Raw genomic sequence first — 17,109 nt, 5'->3', positions numbered from 1 at the left:
TCCGGCGGCTCAGGTCCCGCAGAAGGTTGCGGGCACGATCTCGTCCTGCGACGGGGGGCGGGCAAGCTCCGGGTCGGTTACCTCGAACGGGGTGGCCAGTGCCTTTGTCAGCCGCTCGAAGGGGGCCATGTCGCCCGCCACGGCAGCTTCGATCATCTGTTCGATCCGGTGATTGCGCGGGATCACCGCCGGGTTGGTGGCGTTCATCAGCGCAAGCGGTTCCGGCTCTGACGCGATGCGGCTGCGCCAACGGCTGGCCCAGGCGTCAAAGGCCTCGCGGTCGGTGAACTGATCGCGGGCGTTGTCAGTGCCAAGCGCGCGGAAGGTGTTGGTGAAATCCGCGCCATCCTTCTGCATCAGCGCCAGCAGATCCTCGATCAGCGCTGTGTCATCCGCCACCGGCGTGCCGATCCCGATCTTGGCGGCGAAACGTGTCCGCCAGGCCTCCTCGATCTGCTTGGGCATCGCATGGATCACCTCGGTTGCCTCTTCGACGGCGGCGTCCTTGTCTTCCATCTGCTGGATCAGGGCCGTCGCAAGCTGCGCCATGTTCCAGACCGCGATATTGGGCTGATTGCCATAGGCATAGCGGCCCTGTTGGTCGATGGAGCTGAACACCCGGCCCGTGTGAAAGGCATCCATGAAGGCGCAGGGGCCATAGTCGATGGTTTCGCCCGAAATCGCGGCATTGTCGGTGTTCATCACGCCGTGGATGAAGCCGACCGACATCCATTGCGCGATCAGACTGGCCTGTGCGGCACAGACCGCGCGCAGCAGGTCCATCGGGCCTTTCGCATCCGGATAGTGGCGCTGGATGGCGTAGTCGGTCAGGGTCTTCAGCGCCGCGACCTCGCCCCTGTGGGCAAAGACCTGAAAGGTGCCGACCCGCAGGTGGCTGCGCGCCACGCGGGTCAGGACGGCACCGGGCAGCGCACCCTGTTCGCGCCAGATGTCCTCGCCCGTGGCGACGGCGGCCAGGGCGCGGGTGGTGGGGATGCCAAGGGCATGCATCGCCTCGCTGACCACGTATTCGCGCAGCACCGGGCCCATCCAGGCACGGCCATCGCCCATGCGCGAATAGGGGGTGGGACCGGAGCCTTTCAACTGGATGTCGCGGCGGATGCCGTCACGGCCCAGAACCTCGCCCAGCAGGATCGCGCGACCATCGCCAAGCTGCGGATTATAGGTGCCGAACTGATGCCCCGCATAAAGCTGTGCCAGCGGTGCGGCCCCGTCCGGCACCTGGTTGCCGCTGAACACCGCCGCGCGGTCCTCGGGCGGCACCGCATCAAGACCTGTCAAATATGACATGTCATCATTGAAGGCGAGCAGCCTCGGTGCCTTGACCGGCGTCGGGGTCAGCCTTGTATAAAAGGCCGCCGGCAGGGCGGCATAGCTGTTGTCAAAGGCGGGTGTTTTCATAGCTTCCTCGACATGAACATATAGTTGTCGCGCGGCGCGAATCCAGCGCGGCGGTAAAGCTTCTTGGCGGCCTCGTTGGTATTGTCGACTTCCAGATGGATCGCGCGCAGACCGCCGCCCGCCAGCGCGCGGGGCAGGGCGATCAACGCCTCTGACGCAATGCCACGCCCGCGCACGCCGGGGCGGATGTAAAGCTCGTCAATGATGGCATCCAGACCGCCAAATTCAACCGACCAGCCAAAAGTGATCACGATATAGCCGATGGGCGCGCGGGGCGGGCCGATCAGATAGGCGGCACCATGGGGGATGCCGTCCAGCAAGGGGGCAACGCCCTTGTGGCGCGCCTCGTCGGTCATCACGATCCCTTCCTCGGCATGAAAGGCCGCAACAAGGGCCACAAGCTTGTCCAGATGCTCCGGCTTGCCAAGGGTGAGCGAGGCGCTCATAGCCGCGCCAGCCGTTCGGTCAGCAGGGCAAAGAAGCCATCGGCGTCAATGCCGCCCATGAACATCGCATTGGGCGCACGGTCGGTGACGCGCCACCAGTCCGCGACCGTCATGCCCATGGTCAGTTCCGATGTCACCTCGATCTCCACGTTGATGTGGCGGCCGGTGAACAGGTCCGGGTTGATCAGATAGGCGGTGACGCAGGGGTCATGCAGCGGCGCGCCGTTCGATCCGTATTTCTCCTTGTCGAAGCGTTCGAAGAAGTCGGTCATCTGCGCCACGGCAATGCCTGCGGGCGTGTTCAGCGCGCGAAAGGCATCGTTGCGCGGCTTGGTTACCAGCGCCTTGTGTGTCACATCCAGTGGCATGACCACCAGCGGAACGCCTGATCTGAAAACAATATCAGCGGCTTGCGGGTCGACGTAGATGTTGAATTCCGCAGTGGGCGTGATATTGCCCCCCTCGAAATAGCCGCCACCCATCAGGACGATCTCCTGCACCTTTGCGACGATGTCGGGGGCCTTTTCAAACGCCGTGGCGATGTTGGTCAGCGGCCCCAGCGGGCACAGGGTGACACTGCCTGCGGGCTCGGCGCGCAGGGTGTCGATGATGTAATCCACCGCGTGACCGTCCTGCAGCGGCATGCTGGGATCGGGCAGGTCGGGGCCGTCGAGGCCGGTCTTGCCATGCACATGTTCAGCGGTGACCAGATCGCGGCCCAGCGGGCGGTCGCAGCCTGCAAACACTTTGACATCCGGTTTGCCCGCCAGTTCGCAGACGATGCGCGCATTCCGCGATGTCAGGTCCAGCGGCACATTGCCCGCAACACAGGTGATGCCCAGCACCTCGATCTCTTCGGGGCTGGCCAGCGCCAGCAAAATGGCGACGGCATCGTCCTGGCCGGGGTCGGTGTCGATGATGATCTTGCGTGGGGGCATGGGAAAATTCCTTTTGGCTGAAATAGGGGGTTTGACGGCGGAACAAAAGGGGGGCGGTGTCAGGGGGCGGTCTTGCGCTCCTGCGCCTTGACTGCATCCCAAAGCGCGTCCATCTCCTCCAGCGTGCTGTCTTCGGGGCGTTTGCCCGCAGCGGCCAATTGCGCCTCCACACCGGCGAAACGGCGGGTGAACTTGGCATTTGCCGCGCGCAGCGCTGCCTCCGGGTCCAGCCCCAGATGGCGGCCCAGGTTGGCCATCACGAACATCAGGTCACCGAATTCCTCTTCCATTTCATCCTGTCCGAGGGTGTCGCGCGCTTCGACCAGTTCGGCGGCTTCCTCTGCGATCTTGGCGATTACCTCGCCGGTATCCGGCCAGTCGAATCCCACTCGTGCGGCACGTTTTTGCAGCTTGTAGGCGCGCAGCAGGGCGGGCAACCCGACCGCCACACCGTCCAGCGCGCCCTTTTGCGCCTTGCCGGCACGTTCCCGCGCCTTGATCGCCTCCCAATCGGCGGTTTGCTGCTCGGCGGATTTGTCGCGGGAGTCGTCGCCAAAGACATGCGGATGCCGGGCCACCATCTTGTCAGAGATGTTGCGCACCACGGATTGAAAGGTGAAATGCCCCGCCTCCGCGCCCATTTGCGTATGATAGACCGATTGCAGCAGCAGATCGCCCAATTCGCCCTCCAGTTCGGCCCAGTCCCCGCGTGCGATGGCGTCGGCGACCTCATAGGCTTCCTCGATCGTATAGGGGGCGATGCTGCCGAAATCCTGTTCGATGTCCCAGGGGCAACCGGTGTCCGGGTCGCGCAGGCGGCGCATGATTTCAAGCAGCCGTTCGATGCCCGCGTCGGGGTCGTGGATGAGGTCTTGTGCCATTGCAACCGGGTCCTGTGTGGTGTCAGATGCGAAGGTGAGTATTTAAGCCCGAGGAGTCCAGCCCATGGTTGTTGTCAACCGCATCGCCGATTTCAGCGCGGATATGACCGCATGGCGACGGCATCTGCATACCATCCCGGAACTGGGGCTGGAGTGTCACCAGACGGCGGCCTTTGTTGCGGCGCGGCTGCGCGAATTTGGCGTGGACGAACTGCACGAAGGGGTGGCCACCTCCGGGATCGTGGCGATCATCAACGGGCAGGGCGACGGCCCCACCATCGGGTTGCGCGCCGACATGGACGCGCTGCCGATACTTGAGGAAACCGGGCTGGAATACGCCAGCACCCATGCGGGCAAGATGCATGCCTGTGGCCATGACGGCCATACCGCGATGCTGCTGGGGGCGGCGAAATACCTGGCCGAGACGCGCAATTTCGCGGGCCGTGTCGCCCTGCTGTTCCAGCCCGCCGAAGAGGCCGGCGGCGGCGGTGAGGTCATGGTGAACGAGGGGGTCATGGACCGGTTCGACATCGCCCAGGTCTATGCGCTGCACAATGCGCCGGGGCTGGATTTCGGGCGGTTCCATACCACGGCGGGGCCGATCATGGCGGCGGCGGATACCTTTACCATCCGGCTGACCGGGCAGGGCGGCCATGGCGCGCGGCCCCATGAATGCATCGACCCGGTGGTGGCCGCCTGTGCGCTGGTACAATCGCTGCAGACCATCGTCAGCCGCAACACCAACCCGCAGTCGCAACTGGTGATCTCGACCACCCAGATCCACACCGGCACCACCGACAACGTGATCCCCGAAGAGGTCTATATCAACGGCACCGTGCGCACCTTTGACAAGGAGGTGCAGGCCATGGTTCTGCGCCGGATGCAGGCCATCGTGGACGGCCATGCGGCCAGCTTTGATCTGCATGCGGAACTGGACTTTGAATTCGGCTATCCGCCGACGGTCAATGACCCCAAAAGCACCGGTTTCGCCGCCGATGTCGCCGAAGAGGTGGCGGGCAATGCAGGGGTCGAGACAGATTTCGCCCCGGTCATGGGGGCGGAAGATTTCTCCTACATGCTGGAGGCACGGCCGGGGGCCTATCTGCTGTTGGGCCAGGGCGAGGGCGCGGGCGTGCATCATCCGAAGTACAATTTCAACGATGAGATCGCACCCATCGGCGCATCCTTCTTTGCCCGGCTGGTCGAGCGGGCGCAGCCCGTGGCGGAGGTCTGAGCCATGGCGCTGGAAGATGCAAAAACCCAGGTCGATCAGGCCTTTACCCGTGATGACCTTAAGGGGCCGAGCTTTGAGAATGCCTTTGGTGGGGCCACGTCCTTTTTGCGGCGGCGCTATACCAAGGATCTGAGGGGCGTGGACATCGCCGTGACCGGCGTGCCCTTTGACCAGGCGGTGACCAACCGCACCGGCACCCGCCTTGGCCCCCGCGCCATCCGCGAGGCCAGCACGCTGCAACCCTATGACCCGCCTTACGGCTGGGATTTCGACGTGCTGAGCGAATTTGCCATCGCGGATTATGGCGATCTGGCCTTTGACTACGGCCATGTCTCGCAATTCCCGGCGGCGCTGACGGCGCATATCAAGGGCATATTGGACGCCGGTGCTGCCAGCGTGGTGCTGGGCGGCGATCACTACATCAGCTTTCCGATACTCAAGGCCTATGCAGAGAAATACGGCCCGATCAGCCTGTTGCAATTCGATGCCCATTCCGACACCTGGCCGGATGACGACATGGACCGGATCGACCATGGCACGATGTTCTACAAGGCGGTGAAATCGGGGATCGTGGACCCGGCGACAAGCGTTCAGGTGGGCATCCGCACCACCAATCCCGACACATTGGGGGTGACCACCATCGACGCCCGCGAAGTGCATGAGAAGGGGCCTGCCGCCGCCGTGGCGAAGATCAAGAAAGTGCTGGGCAACCGGCCCTGTTATCTGACCTTTGACATCGACGCGCTGGACCCGGCCTTTGCCCCCGGCACCGGCACGCCTGTCTGGGGCGGGCTGACATCGGCGCAATGCGCGATCATGCTGCGCGATCTGGCGGGGATCAATATCATGGGCGGCGACATCGTGGAGGTCTCTCCGCCGTTTGACAGCACCGGGGCCACGGCGATTGCCGGGGCGCATGTGGCGACGGAGATCCTTTGTCTGCTGGGGCACCGGATGAGGACGGCATGAGCGGCAAGAACCAGCCGATCAGCGGCAACGACCTGGCGCGGTTCTCGGGGCCAAATACCTTCATGCGGCTGCCATCGGTGAATGATCTGGCGGGGCTGGATGTGGCGGTGCTGGGGGTGCCGATGGACATCGGCACCTCCTGGCGGTCCGGCACGCGGTTCGGCCCCAAGCAGGTGCGCAGCGAAAGCGCGATGCTGCGGCCCTATAACCTGGCCACGGGGGCGGCCCCCTTCGACAGCCTGCAGGTAGCCGATATTGGCGATTTGGCGATCAACACCTTTTCGCTGAGCGACAGTTTGCGCATCATTGCAGAGAGTTACGATGCGATCCTCAACTATGATGCGATGCCCTTGGCCATCGGCGGAGACCATTCCATAACCCTGCCGATCCTGCGTGCGATGGCGCGGCGGCACGGGCCGGTGGCGCTGATCCATGTGGATGCCCATGCGGATGTGAACGAGGAGATGTTCGGCGTGCGGGAGACCCATGGCACCGTGTTCCGCCGCGCACATGAGGAAGGTCTGATAAACCCTTCGAAAGTCTATCAGATCGGGTTGCGGGGCACCGGATACGGCGCGGATGATTTTGCCGAGGCCGCGGCCTGGGGGTTCCAGCAGTTTCCGGCGCATGAACTCTGGGGGCGCAGCCTGTCGGCGCTGAGTGGCGAGATCCGCCGCGACATCGGCAAGCTGCCCACTTATGTGACCTTTGACATCGACAGTCTTGACCCGTCATTTGCCCCCGGCACCGGCACGCCGGAGATCGGCGGGCTGAGCACGATGCAGGCGCTTGAGCTGATCCGGGGGCTGAAGGGGCTCAATATTGTCGGGGCCGATCTGGTTGAAGTCTCGCCGCCCTACGATACATCAGGCAATACGGCACTGACCGGGGCGAACATCCTTTACGAGCTGTTGTGCGTCCTGCCGGGGGTCGCGTACCGCTGACAGGGCGGAAGGGTGTATTTTTGGAACAATGAAAGAGCTGGGGTGCGCATGTATTTTTTCTTGATCCTGGTCCTCCTGCTGGCGGGCTTGCTGGCCTATATCCGGCTGGCCCCGCATAATGTGATGCGCTGGCATCATGCCTCCGCCGGTGCGCCGCTGGGCGAGACGCCACTGGACGGCGGTTTCATCTGGCGGGAGGATGTGGGGGCCGCAGGGCCTGCCAGGCTGGAACAGCTGGATCGGATCATACGCGGCACTGCCGGGACGCAGGTTCTGGCCGGGTCTGTCGGGGATTGGCAGGTGACTTACGTCAGCCGCACCCGCTGGATCGGGTTTCCCGATTACACCACGGTGACACTGGATGACGGCATTCTGGAGGTTTTCGGGCGCCTGCGCTTCGGCCGCTCAGATTTTGGGGTAAACGCCAAGCGGATCAAGGGATGGCTGGCTCAGCTCTGAGGACAGGCAGCCCTTTTGCACCTCGCGCCACATCGGCACGTTCAGCGACATCTGGCATTGCGCCATGAACATGCGCCCGTCCACCTGCAGGCAGATGGTTTCACCCAGTTCGATGCGGTTGTGGTTGCGGTCGGTGCAATAGCAATCAACCGTCTTGCCACTGGGCGAGGTGACATCGCCCAAGGTGACGGCGGGCAGGGCGATCAGCCCGATCAGAAGCGCTGCGCGAAACATGGTGCCACTATAGCACGCGGCGGCCCTTGACCAAAGCCTTTCCATCAGCGACATCCCTGACGATGATACCCATGGACCGTCTTTTGCAGATCACCCAGCGCTTCCAGTACCTGGAGGCCGCCATGTCTGCCGGGTCCGACGGGGCTGATTTTGCCGCGCTTGCCAAGGAATATGCCGATCTGAAGCCGGTGGTGGAGCAGATCGACCTGTACCGGCAGTTGCTCAGGGACATGGAGGACGCCAGGGCGATGCTGGCGGACCCTGAGATGGCCGAGCTTGCGCGCGAGGAAATGCCGACCCTGAAGGAGGCATTGCCCAAAGTGGAGGCGGCGCTGCAACTGGCGCTTTTGCCGCGCGATGCCGCTGACGCCAAGCCTGCGATGCTGGAAATCCGGCCCGGCACCGGCGGCGACGAGGCGGCGCTGTTCGCGGCGGATCTGTTGCGGATGTACCAGCGCTATGCCGAGACGCGCGGCTGGGGGTTCGACCTGATCGAAAGCCAGATGACGGAACTGGGCGGGGTCAAGGAAGTGGTGGCGCATATCACCGGCCAGAATGTCTTTGCCCGGTTGAAGTTCGAAAGCGGTGTGCATCGGGTGCAGCGGGTGCCCAGCACCGAAAGCGGCGGGCGCATCCACACCTCTGCCGCCACTGTCGCGGTGCTGCCGGAGGCCGAGGATGTGGATATCGAGATCAACGCCAATGATCTGCGCATTGACACGATGCGGTCCTCGGGTGCGGGCGGGCAGCATGTCAACACCACCGATTCCGCCGTGCGGATCACCCATATTCCGACAGGGATCGTGGTGACCTCTTCGGAAAAGTCGCAGCACCGCAACCGCGACAAGGCGATGCAGGTGCTCAAAGCGCGGCTTTATGACATGGAACGGTCACGGGTGGACAGCGCACGCTCAGCCGACCGGGCGGCGCAAGTGGGATCGGGCGACCGGTCGGAGCGGATCAGGACCTATAATTTTCCGCAAGGGCGGATGACCGACCACCGGATCAATCTGACGCTGTACCGGCTGGATGCGGTGATGCAGGGCGATCTGGACGAGATCGTGGATGCGCTGACGGCTGATGCGCAGGCGCAGCAGCTTGCGGCGATGAACGCATGACGACGGCGGGCGCAATCATGGCGGCGGCAGCGGCGCGGCTCAGGGCGGCGGGTGTGCCGGACCCGGCCCGCGATGCGCGGCTGTTGCTGGCCCATGCGGCCTCGGTGGATGCCGGGCGGGTGACGCTGATTGCCCCCGAAGAGATCGCGCCAGAAATCGCGGAGCGGTTCGAGCGGCTGGTCTCGCTCAGGGCGGTGCGGGTGCCGGTCAGCCAATTGGTGGGGGCGCGCGCCTTTTATGGCCGCGATTTCAAGGTCAGCCGCGAGGTGCTGGACCCGCGCCCGGAAACCGAGACGCTGATCGAACTGGCGCTTGGCGCGCCGTTTGAGCGGGTGCTGGACCTTGGCATCGGGTCGGGCTGTATCCTCGTGACCCTGCTGGCGGAGCGGGCCGAGGCGACGGGACTGGGCATCGACCTGTCGGAAGGGGCCTGCCTGCAGGCCAGTGCCAATGCGGTTGCGCATGGTGTGGCGGCGCGGGCGGATATCCGGCAGTCGGACTGGTTCGATGCGGTCGAGGGGCGCTTTGACCTGATCGTGTCCAATCCACCCTATCTCGCGGCCGAGGAAATGGCCGAGGTGGCACCGGAATTGCGCGATCACGAACCGCGCATCGCGCTGACCGATGGGGCGGACGGGCTGTCTGCCTATAGGACCATTGCTGAGGAAGCGCAGGGGTATCTGACCGCAACCGGCCGGGTGCTGGTGGAAATCGGCTGGCAGCAGGGCGCGGCGGTGCAGGATATTTTCCGGCGCGCGGGCTGGGGCGATGTGCATCTGGCCCATGATCTGGGCGGGCGCGCGCGGGTTGTAAGTGCTGCAAACCCAGCCTGAGTGGCGGAAACGGGCCACTTTATTTAATTTTCGCCACTTTGCCCTTGCCCTGTCGCCCAGCCCATGTTTTATCGAGGGTGTTGCAGCGGTGGATGCCTTTGGCGGTCCCGCGCGGCGGTAAGCCCAACAATCTTTCGCAATCGGGTGCAATTGGCGATGATCGCTGCACCGGTTCTTATGACAACTCACCAAAGACTGACATCATTTCATGAAATCCAGCAGATCACGGTCCCGGTCCAAGAATAACCGCAACCGGCAGCCGCAAAGCGGCGGTAATGTCGTCAACCGCGTCTTTGACAGCAGCGGTCCCGAAGGCAAGGTGCGCGGCACCCCGCAGCAGGTGATTGAGAAATACAATCAGCTTGCCCGCGACGCGCAGCTAAGCAATGACCGCGTTGCGGCAGAGAATTTTCAGCAGCACGCGGAGCATTACCTGCGCCTGTTGTCCGAAGCGCAGCGCGAGATCGACCAGCGCCGCGAGGAGCAGGAACGCCAGAACCGCGAGCGCCAGGCCGAACGCGACCGCGAGCGGTCGGAGCGGCAGGAACGCGACGGCAACCAGAATCAACACAACAACAATCAGCAAAACAACAATCAGCAAAACACCCATCAGGGCGATCAGCCGCAGCCCGGTGATGATCACCAGCCTGCGGTCGAAGAGGCCAAGCAGCCCGCGCCTGAAAAGCCCAAGCGCACCAAGAAGCCGCCCCAGAAAGATTCTGCGCAACTGCCGGACTTCGTGACAGGCGGCAGCGATGACGATGATCAGGACAGCAGCGGTCTGGTCGAAACGCCGGAAAGCAAGCCGAAGCCCAAGCGCACCTACCGCCGCAAGCCGAAGGCGGACAGTGACAGCAGCGATCCGGGCCAGGCGGCGGAATAACCTGCCGCGCCGTTCCTCAGGGGGCGGCGGGGCCTTTGCCCGGTGCCGGAGATTACCGCCGCAGGCCCTTGGCCAGATCCGGCCATATCTCGATAAAGGCGTCGCGGGCGCGGATGCCCGGTGATCCCGTCTTGCGCGTGCGATCCTGTGTCAGCCTGACAAAGATCAGCTTGCGTTTGCCAAGCTCTGCCCAGCCCACATACCAGCCCCAGCCGTGCGCACGGTCAAAACTGCGGTCGGCCCGGCGCGGATAGGCACCTCCGGTCTTGCCGTGCAGGGTCCAGCCGCCCACTTTCCGTTTTTCGACAATGGCGCGGGTCTGTGCCATGGCCTTGGGGCTGACGGGCAGTTCATCGCGCAGCAGGCCGCGCAGGAACATGGCCTGCTCGATCGGCGACACGGTGAGCGAAGAGGCGATCCAGGCGCGTTCCAAGCCGTTGTCATAGCCCGCATCGCCGGAGAAATCCGCATTCCCGTATCCGAAGGATTCCGCATATTCCGCAAGACCGTGCTGGCCCAGGGCGGCGGTGATGCGTTGCGAGTACCAGACCACGGAATAGGTCAGCCAATCGGTGGGATCGGTGTCGCGGGTCCAGTTCGCGCCGCCCCAATCCGGTTCGCCGGGGCGGTAGGACAGCACCGGGGCGTGTGCATCCTCCAGGATGCCGGATGCGTATCCCATCACCGCCAGCGGGATCTTGAAGGTCGAGGCCGGGGTGACCCGCGTCTTGCAGTCGCCTTGCTCAAGCAGGAGTTCGCCGCTTTGCACCTCCATCACCAATGTGCAGAGGGTTTCCGCCCCGGTGGCGGAGGCCATGCCGATGCTGGCGGCAAGGACCAGCGCAGCGGGCAGGAGGGGGCGGGGGAAGCGGGGCATGATCACTCCGGTTGCAGAGAGGCGGTGCCATCGGGGTTGACGTAGGTGACGCGCCCAAGGCGGCGCAGCTCCGCGCCGCGTTCCTTCCAGTCATAGCGGCGGTCCTGCGTCACCGGCGACCAGAATAATCTGCCGCCCTGACGCCATGGGTCGATGATGACGCCGCTGTGCATCGGGGCACCCCGCGCGGTGATCACGGCGCTCGAATGTTCGATCAGGATCGGGTTTGCGGCATTGGCGATGGCGCGCTGGATCTCAAGCGTTTCGAACCCCGACTGATTCAGCAGATGCTGCATGTCCGTGGCCCAGTGATAGCACAGCCCGCGCGGTTTTTTCCCGGCGTTGACCTTGGCGTTATGCACAAGCGGCGCATCGGTGATCTGGTACTGTTGCGCCAGTTGAAAGGTATAGCGGTAGGACAGATCAGCCGCATGTGCGGCCTCTGCCGGATCGACGCCGGGGGACATCGCCTGCAAGGCGCGGGTCAGCGCCGCCACATCCGCCCGCGAACCGGGTGACGGGCCGGTGGTGGGGGCGCAGGCGGCAAGCGCGCAGAGCAGCGCGATTGCTGCGATCAGCCGGATCATCGTTTCGCCACCTCGCGGGCCAGGGCGCAGAACCCCTCAAGCGGGACCTGTTCGGCGCGTTCGGTGGGCGCGATTCCGGCGGCGTTCAGCACATCCTCGATATCGGGCGCGATGCCCTTGAGCGCCGAGCGCAGCATCTTGCGGCGCTGGTTGAAGGCCATGGCAACCACGCGGTTCAGCACGGCGGCATCGGCCGGAAAGCGCGGTTCGGCCAGGGCGGTCAGATGGACCACCGCAGAGGAGACCTTGGGCGGCGGGGTAAAGGCGCCGGGCGGCAGATGCATGACAATCCGCGCCTCTGCCCGCCATTGGGCCAGCAGGGCAAGGCGGCCATAGGCCTTGCTGCCCGGCGGTGCCACAATGCGTTCAGCCACTTCGCGCTGGAACATCAGGGTCAGGCTTTGCCAGTAGGGCGGCCAGTCGGGCGGGGTCAGCCAGCGTATCAGCAGTTCGGTGCCGACGTTATAGGGCAGGTTGGCCGCCACCCGGATCGGCGGCGTCAGATGGGCCAGCGGGTCGATGTCCAGCGCGTCGCCTTCGAGCACCGTCAGCCTGCCGGGATAGGCGGCGGCGATTTCATCCAATGCGGGGCGGCAGCGGCTGTCCTTTTCGATGGCCAGCACATGGCGCGCGCCTTCGGACAGCAGGCCACGGGTCAGCCCGCCGGGCCCCGGTCCGATCTCAAGCACGTCGCAATCGGCCATGTCACCGGCCTGCCGGGCGATCTTGGCGGTCAGGTTCAGGTCCAGCAGGAAGTTCTGCCCCAGCGACTTGCGCGCCGACAACCCGTGCGTCTGGATCACCTCGCGCAGGGGCGGCAGGGAGTCGATGGCGCTCATGGGGCACATCCTGCGCCCGGACGCGGGCCGGGGATGTGTATATTTCTGGAACAATGAAAGGTCATGTGGTGCCTGTGGCCATGCGGTGTGCGAGGCGGATTGCCTCGATCATGCTGGTGGGGTTGGCCAGCCCCTTGCCCGCGATGTCAAAGGCGGTGCCATGATCGGGCGAGGTGCGCAGGAAGGGCAGGCCCAGGGTCACATTCACACCCTTGTCGAAATCCAGCGTCTTGATCGGGATCAGCGCCTGATCGTGATACATTGCCACCGCTGCGTCATAGCGCGCGCGGGCGGCGGCGTGGAACATGGTGTCGGCGGGCAGCGGGCCGGTCAGGTCAAAGCCCTTGCCGCGCATTTCGGTGATCAGGGGCGCGATCCAGTCCAGTTCCTCGCGGCCCATGGCACCGCCTTCGCCCGCATGGGGGTTCAGCCCGGCAATGGCGAGGCGGGGGGCCGCAATGCCGAAGAGGTCGCGCAGGCCCGCATGGGTGATCTCGATGGTGCGGCGCAGGCTTTCGGGGGTCAGCGCGGTCGGCACCTGGGCCAGCGCGATGTGGATGGTCGCGGGGACCACGCGCAGTTGATCCGAGGCCAGCATCATCACCACCCGATCGACACCGGCAAGGGCGGCGAGGTATTCGGTATGGCCGGGATAGGCAAATGCGGCCCCGTCCATCAGCGCCTTCTTGTGGATCGGGGCGGTACACAGGGCGCAGGCGCTGCCATCCCGGACCATCTCCACCCCCAGCGCGATCATGTTGATCACGCCCTGCGCGTGTTCGGGGCGCGGGGTGCCGGGTATCATGGCCGGGCCAAAGTTGTGCGCCAGCACCGGCAGGGCGTCTGCCGACACCTCTGCCGCCTCTGCCGCACCGCGGACGGTGCGGTGCGGGACATCGGCGGGCAGGTGGCGGGGGTCGCCCAGCCAGAGCATCGGGATTTCACCGGCAAGTGCCGCCCATGCGCGGGCGGCAATTTCGGGTCCGATGCCTGCGGGCTCACCACAGGAGATCACCACAGGCCTGTCCTGCGCCTCTCCGTCCCGGTGGGCTTGGGTCATTTCACGATGATGCGGGCATCGGCACGCAATTGTTCCGTCAGCTGGTCGGCATAGCCTTGCAGCTTGCGCTGGCGCAGGCTTGCGACCACCGCCTCGCGGGTGACTTCCGCGTTTGCCTCTGTGGTGCGCTTGCACAGCATCAGGAACACCAGGGTCTGCCCGTTTGCCCGCGTCAGCGCGGTGGAGCTTTCGCCTGGATCAAGCTTGGCCAGTTCGATCGCGATGTCCTGCGGAATGTCGCCCGGTTTCTTGGAGCCGCGGTCCAGCACGCTTTCGGGCTGGCCCTTGGCCACGCCATAGAGGTCATTGCAGGTATCGACCTGGGCGCGCACGTTTGCCGCCTGGGCCAAGGCCGGTTCGCTGCGTCCGCCAGGGATGTAATAGGCGGCGTATTCGATTTCGGAATAGGACTTGCTGGGCGCGCCGGTTTCCTCGATCCCGCGCAGCTGGAACAGCGCCACGGCATTGGGGATCGGCAGCGGCGATGTCACCTCGCCCGGCGCAAGCGCCAGCAGGATGGGATGCAGCGAAGGTGGAAGGTTTTCCAGCGGGGTCCATGGCATCCTGCCGCCCCGGCCACGGGAGGCGGTTGCGGAGTATTGCTGGGCATAACGGGAGAATTCGGCCTCTGACGTGCTTTGGGCAATCCGGTCGGCCAGCGCGCTGACACGGGCGGCGTTCTGCGGCGGGGCGGGGATGATGATTTCCGACAACAGGACGCGGATGCCGCTGCCAGAGCCGCTGCGGCCCAGTTCGCGGTCGATCTCGGCGTCCGAGATGTTGACCTGCGCGCCATAGCGCGCGCGGATCAGCTCGCGCCAGGTCAGCTGGGTCACGACAAAATCGCGGAATGTCTGCTGTGCCACGCCGGATTGTTCCAGCGCGGCGGTGAATTCTTCCAGGCTGAGGTTCGCGCGGCCGGCAAATTCGGTCAGCCCGGCCTCGATCCCCTCTGGCGGCAATTTCAGATCGTATCGGTCGGCAAGGTCATTGCGCAGACGTTCCTCGATCAGATTGTCGATCACATTCTGGCGGTCCGAGCCGGGGGCGTTGAGCAGTTGCATGAAGCGCTGGCGCTGTTGGACCTCGAATTCGGTGATGGTCTTGTCATTGACCCGCGCCACGGAGGCATAGAGGTTCTGGGCCATGGCGGCAGGCGGCACCAGCAGGCACAGCGCCAGTCCAAGGGCCGCAGCCCACCTTGGGAGGAACGTCCACCTTGAGATGAACGCCCACCTTGGGATGAACGCCCACCTTGGGATGAACGAATGTGTCGGTCTGATCAGTTTCGGCATGAGCGCACGTATCTTTCTGTTCCATTGGAGGCGGCAAAGCCCCTGAGCCCGATGTTAAAACCGATATTGGTAGAGGGCTCAACACTTGTTGAAGTGGAATAGCGCCGATTGACCGAAAGGTCGACCGACACGCATTCATTGTTGTAGGTCAGGCCGACGCCCGCCGAGGCGGCGCGGTCGTCTGCCACGTCAAAACGCCAGTCGGCTGATGCGGTCCATTGCCTGTTGATCCGGTAATCGCCGTCAAGCGCGATCTCGGACACCGCCTGTGTGCGGTCTTCGGCCAGATCGGAGTCCAGCCAGACATAGCTGCCGCCAAGGCGTCCGCGGGTAAATTCCCAGTCGCCGCGCAGCTCGGCCTTGGCGAACTGGAATTCGTCGTCAAACAACCCGCGCCCGGTCAGCGACAGGCCCTGCGCGGTCTTGATCTGGCCCGCCAGCAGGAAATCCGAAGAGGTGCCCGCCAGGCCGGAGGTTGTGGTGAATTCCAGATCGGCCTGTTCGCGCAGGACCTGGCCGATGGTCAGATGTGCGTCCCATCCGGTGGGATCAAAGCGCGACCAGTTGAGGCCAATGGCCGCCACCGCATGTCTTTCGCGGCGGTCGGGGCGTGGAAAGCGCGACAGTGACAGCAGATTGCCCTCGTCGAATTCGACCCGCGTGCTTTCATCGTTGGGGATCGGCAGGCGGTTGCCGCCGGACCAGCCGATCTGGGCAATCGGTTCCAGCAGGTGGGTCACACCGCCCCGCCCGCGCCGGATCATCGGATAGCGCAGGGCAAGGGCCGCTGCCGGTACGATGTCAGAGTGGTTCTGCGCGAAACTGCTGTCCTGCACGATATCAAAGGCGTTGAAGCTGGCGCCGATCTGCCCGTCCGCAACCAGCCCGTTGCCAAAGGTCATGCGCCGCAGCCATTTGATTTCTCCGTGCAGGCGGGCCACGTCGCGCCCGATGATGTCGGTATCCGAGGTGCGCCGGTGGCTGTGCGCCTGGATTCGCATCCGCACCTCGCCGCCGATGCCGGAAGGGAACATCCGCCGCTCGTAGTCGCCGTCAAGGACGATGGTGGGCAATTCGTCGTTCACTTCGGTATCGCGGAGAGATTCGAAATTGTAGATGCTGGCACGCACATAGGCGTCGCGGCGCGCGCGGCTCACGGTCAGCTGGCTGGTCAGGCGGTCCTTGGCGGAATAGCCGTAGTCGGTCAGATAGGCCGGGTCGCTGGTGGTCTCGATCCCGAACTCCAGCACATAATCGCGCGCCAGGTCGAACCGGCCCACACCAAAGAGGTATCCACGGGTTTCGCCGGGGCGCTGGTCGTCGCGGGTATAGGCGCCGTCGAACTGGATGCGCCCGGATTTGAACGCCTGCCGGTAGCGGAATTCCAGGGTCCGGGTGGCGCTGGACAGATAGGGGGTCAGGGTCAGGTCGCGGTGGTCCCCGATCTTGATGAAATAGGGGATCTTGAAACCCGTACCCAGTTGCGATGTGGTCCTGATCGAGGGTTGCAGGAACCCCGTGGCCCGCGCCAGCGTCGGGTCGGGCAGGCGCAGGCGCGGCAAGTAGAAGACCGGCAAGTTGCGGATGTGAAACGATGCCTCGTCGAAATAGAGCTGCTGTTCGAGCTTGTCATGGACCACCCGCTTGGCCCGTATCTGCCAGAGCGGCGCGCGCCCGTCCTCGCAGACCTTGCACGACGTCACGGCGGTCTTGTAAAGCTGGCTGTAGCGCCCGTCGACGCGGTTGATCTGGTTGGCGGCCAGTTGCAATTGCTGGTTCAGGATCAGCCGCGCGCCGCGCAGCAGGCCATTTTGCAGATCCGGGTCCAGTTCCGCCGCATCCGCCAGGATCAGCGTGTCGTCGCCTTCGGAAATGACGATTGGGCCCTCGATGGTCAACGCCCCGGTGGTCTGGTTGTAGCTGATCGTGCGGGCGCGCAGGCGGGTTTCGCCCTGAAAGGCCTCGACGTTGCCCTGGGCCACCAGCGTCCGGTCGCGGGTCAGGAAGACCTGATCGGCCACCAGCACCGCGGCGGGGGGCGCGCTTTGCTGCGCCTTGGCGGAGAGCGGCATCACGGCGAGGGCCAGTAT

Annotated in this window: 18 protein-coding genes; 7 read left to right on the top strand and 11 right to left on the bottom strand. The window is 64.6% G+C overall.

From position 1 onward, the window contains the following. Positions 1-9: 9 nt before the first annotated feature. The 4 genes from A8B82_RS12095 to mazG are packed head-to-tail and all read right to left on the bottom strand — an operon-like array spanning position 10 to position 3,687. Positions 10-1,422 (bottom strand): protein adenylyltransferase SelO, encoded by a 1,413-nt coding sequence (locus A8B82_RS12095; RefSeq protein WP_067292641.1) that lies wholly within the window; start codon positions 1,420-1,422, stop codon positions 10-12. Further along, positions 1,419-1,868 (bottom strand): GNAT family N-acetyltransferase, encoded by a 450-nt coding sequence (locus tag A8B82_RS12090; RefSeq protein WP_067292639.1) that lies wholly within the window; start codon positions 1,866-1,868, stop codon positions 1,419-1,421. Before A8B82_RS12090 ends, A8B82_RS12095 begins: the two co-directional genes overlap by 4 nt. After that, a complete protein-coding gene (locus A8B82_RS12085; protein ID WP_067292638.1) occupies positions 1,865-2,806 on the bottom strand; it encodes a nucleoside hydrolase in 942 nt (313 codons plus the stop codon). Before A8B82_RS12085 ends, A8B82_RS12090 begins: the two co-directional genes overlap by 4 nt. A 59-nt stretch (positions 2,807-2,865) precedes the next feature. Beyond that, the gene (gene mazG / locus A8B82_RS12080) at positions 2,866-3,687 is read right to left on the bottom strand and encodes a nucleoside triphosphate pyrophosphohydrolase (protein WP_067292636.1); all 822 of its coding nucleotides are present in this window, start codon (positions 3,685-3,687) and stop codon (positions 2,866-2,868) included. A gap of 64 nt (positions 3,688-3,751) precedes the next feature. On the opposite strand from mazG, the gene A8B82_RS12075 reads away from it, so the two are divergent. From A8B82_RS12075 to A8B82_RS12060, 4 genes are read left to right on the top strand one after another with little or no spacing between them, the layout of a single operon-like run. Further along, positions 3,752-4,921 (top strand): M20 aminoacylase family protein, encoded by a 1,170-nt coding sequence (locus A8B82_RS12075; RefSeq protein ID WP_067292633.1) that lies wholly within the window; start codon positions 3,752-3,754, stop codon positions 4,919-4,921. Between the two features lie 3 nt (positions 4,922-4,924). Next, on the top strand, positions 4,925-5,890 hold the full coding sequence (speB, locus tag A8B82_RS12070) for an agmatinase (protein WP_067292631.1): 966 nt from the start codon (positions 4,925-4,927) through the stop codon (positions 5,888-5,890). Then, positions 5,887-6,834 carry an agmatinase gene (gene speB, locus A8B82_RS12065; RefSeq protein WP_067292628.1) on the top strand — a complete coding sequence of 316 codons (948 nt, stop codon included), beginning with the start codon at positions 5,887-5,889 and terminating at the stop codon, positions 6,832-6,834. Before speB (A8B82_RS12070) ends, speB (A8B82_RS12065) begins: the two co-directional genes overlap by 4 nt. Positions 6,835-6,882: 48 nt before the next feature. Then, the gene (locus tag A8B82_RS12060) at positions 6,883-7,293 is read left to right on the top strand and encodes a DUF1499 domain-containing protein (protein ID WP_067292625.1); all 411 of its coding nucleotides are present in this window, start codon (positions 6,883-6,885) and stop codon (positions 7,291-7,293) included. On the opposite strand, the gene A8B82_RS12055 is transcribed toward A8B82_RS12060, so the two are convergent. Further along, a complete protein-coding gene (locus A8B82_RS12055; RefSeq protein WP_067292719.1) occupies positions 7,240-7,527 on the bottom strand; it encodes a hypothetical protein in 288 nt (95 codons plus the stop codon). The genes A8B82_RS12060 and A8B82_RS12055 overlap by 54 nt on opposite strands. 62 nt (positions 7,528-7,589) lie before the next feature. Here A8B82_RS12055 and prfA point away from each other — a divergent pair, with 62 nt between their 5' ends. From prfA to A8B82_RS12040, 3 genes are all read left to right on the top strand, one after another. Next, positions 7,590-8,645: a peptide chain release factor 1 gene (gene prfA, locus A8B82_RS12050; protein WP_067292622.1), complete on the top strand. Its 1,056-nt coding sequence runs from the start codon at positions 7,590-7,592 to the stop codon at positions 8,643-8,645. After that, a complete protein-coding gene (prmC, locus tag A8B82_RS12045; protein ID WP_067292619.1) occupies positions 8,642-9,478 on the top strand; it encodes a peptide chain release factor N(5)-glutamine methyltransferase in 837 nt (278 codons plus the stop codon). Before prfA ends, prmC begins: the two co-directional genes overlap by 4 nt. Positions 9,479-9,686: 208 nt before the next feature. Continuing rightward, on the top strand, positions 9,687-10,361 hold the full coding sequence (locus A8B82_RS12040) for a DUF4167 domain-containing protein (protein ID WP_067292616.1): 675 nt from the start codon (positions 9,687-9,689) through the stop codon (positions 10,359-10,361). Positions 10,362-10,413: 52 nt separating this feature from the next. Here A8B82_RS12040 and blaOXA read toward each other — a convergent pair whose 3' ends face one another. From blaOXA to A8B82_RS12010, 6 genes are all read right to left on the bottom strand, one after another. Next, positions 10,414-11,238 (bottom strand): class D beta-lactamase, encoded by an 825-nt coding sequence (gene blaOXA, locus A8B82_RS12035; protein WP_067292614.1) that lies wholly within the window; start codon positions 11,236-11,238, stop codon positions 10,414-10,416. A 2-nt stretch (positions 11,239-11,240) separates the two neighbouring features. Next, positions 11,241-11,825: a hypothetical protein gene (locus tag A8B82_RS12030; protein WP_067292611.1), complete on the bottom strand. Its 585-nt coding sequence runs from the start codon at positions 11,823-11,825 to the stop codon at positions 11,241-11,243. Then, a complete protein-coding gene (gene rsmA, locus A8B82_RS12025; RefSeq protein ID WP_067292608.1) occupies positions 11,822-12,664 on the bottom strand; it encodes a 16S rRNA (adenine(1518)-N(6)/adenine(1519)-N(6))-dimethyltransferase RsmA in 843 nt (280 codons plus the stop codon). Before rsmA ends, A8B82_RS12030 begins: the two co-directional genes overlap by 4 nt. Before the next feature lie 61 nt (positions 12,665-12,725). Next, positions 12,726-13,724 (bottom strand): 4-hydroxythreonine-4-phosphate dehydrogenase PdxA, encoded by a 999-nt coding sequence (gene pdxA / locus A8B82_RS12020; RefSeq protein ID WP_067292605.1) that lies wholly within the window; start codon positions 13,722-13,724, stop codon positions 12,726-12,728. Next, positions 13,721-14,872, bottom strand: coding sequence for a peptidylprolyl isomerase (locus A8B82_RS12015; RefSeq protein ID WP_082899274.1), 1,152 nt, complete (start codon positions 14,870-14,872; stop codon positions 13,721-13,723). The genes pdxA and A8B82_RS12015 overlap by 4 nt, the downstream gene beginning before the upstream one ends. Before the next feature lie 134 nt (positions 14,873-15,006). Then, positions 15,007-17,091 (bottom strand): LPS-assembly protein LptD, encoded by a 2,085-nt coding sequence (locus A8B82_RS12010; protein ID WP_067292714.1) that lies wholly within the window; start codon positions 17,089-17,091, stop codon positions 15,007-15,009. Positions 17,092-17,109 lie beyond the last annotated feature (18 nt).

The sequence above is a fragment of the Sulfitobacter sp. EhC04 genome, from assembly GCF_001650875.1.
In the GTDB taxonomy this organism is placed as follows: Bacteria; Pseudomonadota; Alphaproteobacteria; order Rhodobacterales; family Rhodobacteraceae; genus Sulfitobacter.
This window is presented reverse-complemented; position numbering and strand designations above follow the sequence as displayed.

Bases quoted from the DNA above. Each gene is read 5' to 3' on its own strand.
- prfA (WP_067292622.1), top strand. From the start codon at position 7,590: ATGATACCCATGGACCGTCTTTTGCAGATCACCCAGCGCTTCCAGTAC.
- A8B82_RS12010 (WP_067292714.1), bottom strand. From the start codon at position 17,091: ATGCCGCTCTCCGCCAAGGCGCAGCAAAGCGCGCCCCCCGCCGCGGTG.
- speB (WP_067292631.1), top strand. From the start codon at position 4,925: ATGGCGCTGGAAGATGCAAAAACCCAGGTCGATCAGGCCTTTACCCGT.
- A8B82_RS12015 (WP_082899274.1), bottom strand. From the start codon at position 14,872: ATGGCCCAGAACCTCTATGCCTCCGTGGCGCGGGTCAATGACAAGACC.
- prmC (WP_067292619.1), top strand. From the start codon at position 8,642: ATGACGACGGCGGGCGCAATCATGGCGGCGGCAGCGGCGCGGCTCAGG.
- A8B82_RS12030 (WP_067292611.1), bottom strand. From the start codon at position 11,825: ATGATCCGGCTGATCGCAGCAATCGCGCTGCTCTGCGCGCTTGCCGCC.
- A8B82_RS12055 (WP_067292719.1), bottom strand. From the start codon at position 7,527: ATGTTTCGCGCAGCGCTTCTGATCGGGCTGATCGCCCTGCCCGCCGTC.
- rsmA (WP_067292608.1), bottom strand. From the start codon at position 12,664: ATGAGCGCCATCGACTCCCTGCCGCCCCTGCGCGAGGTGATCCAGACG.
- pdxA (WP_067292605.1), bottom strand. From the start codon at position 13,724: ATGACCCAAGCCCACCGGGACGGAGAGGCGCAGGACAGGCCTGTGGTG.
- mazG (WP_067292636.1), bottom strand. From the start codon at position 3,687: ATGGCACAAGACCTCATCCACGACCCCGACGCGGGCATCGAACGGCTG.
- A8B82_RS12090 (WP_067292639.1), bottom strand. From the start codon at position 1,868: ATGAGCGCCTCGCTCACCCTTGGCAAGCCGGAGCATCTGGACAAGCTT.
- blaOXA (WP_067292614.1), bottom strand. From the start codon at position 11,238: ATGCCCCGCTTCCCCCGCCCCCTCCTGCCCGCTGCGCTGGTCCTTGCC.
- A8B82_RS12095 (WP_067292641.1), bottom strand. From the start codon at position 1,422: ATGAAAACACCCGCCTTTGACAACAGCTATGCCGCCCTGCCGGCGGCC.
- A8B82_RS12075 (WP_067292633.1), top strand. From the start codon at position 3,752: ATGGTTGTTGTCAACCGCATCGCCGATTTCAGCGCGGATATGACCGCA.
- A8B82_RS12040 (WP_067292616.1), top strand. From the start codon at position 9,687: ATGAAATCCAGCAGATCACGGTCCCGGTCCAAGAATAACCGCAACCGG.
- speB (WP_067292628.1), top strand. From the start codon at position 5,887: ATGAGCGGCAAGAACCAGCCGATCAGCGGCAACGACCTGGCGCGGTTC.
- A8B82_RS12060 (WP_067292625.1), top strand. From the start codon at position 6,883: ATGTATTTTTTCTTGATCCTGGTCCTCCTGCTGGCGGGCTTGCTGGCC.
- A8B82_RS12085 (WP_067292638.1), bottom strand. From the start codon at position 2,806: ATGCCCCCACGCAAGATCATCATCGACACCGACCCCGGCCAGGACGAT.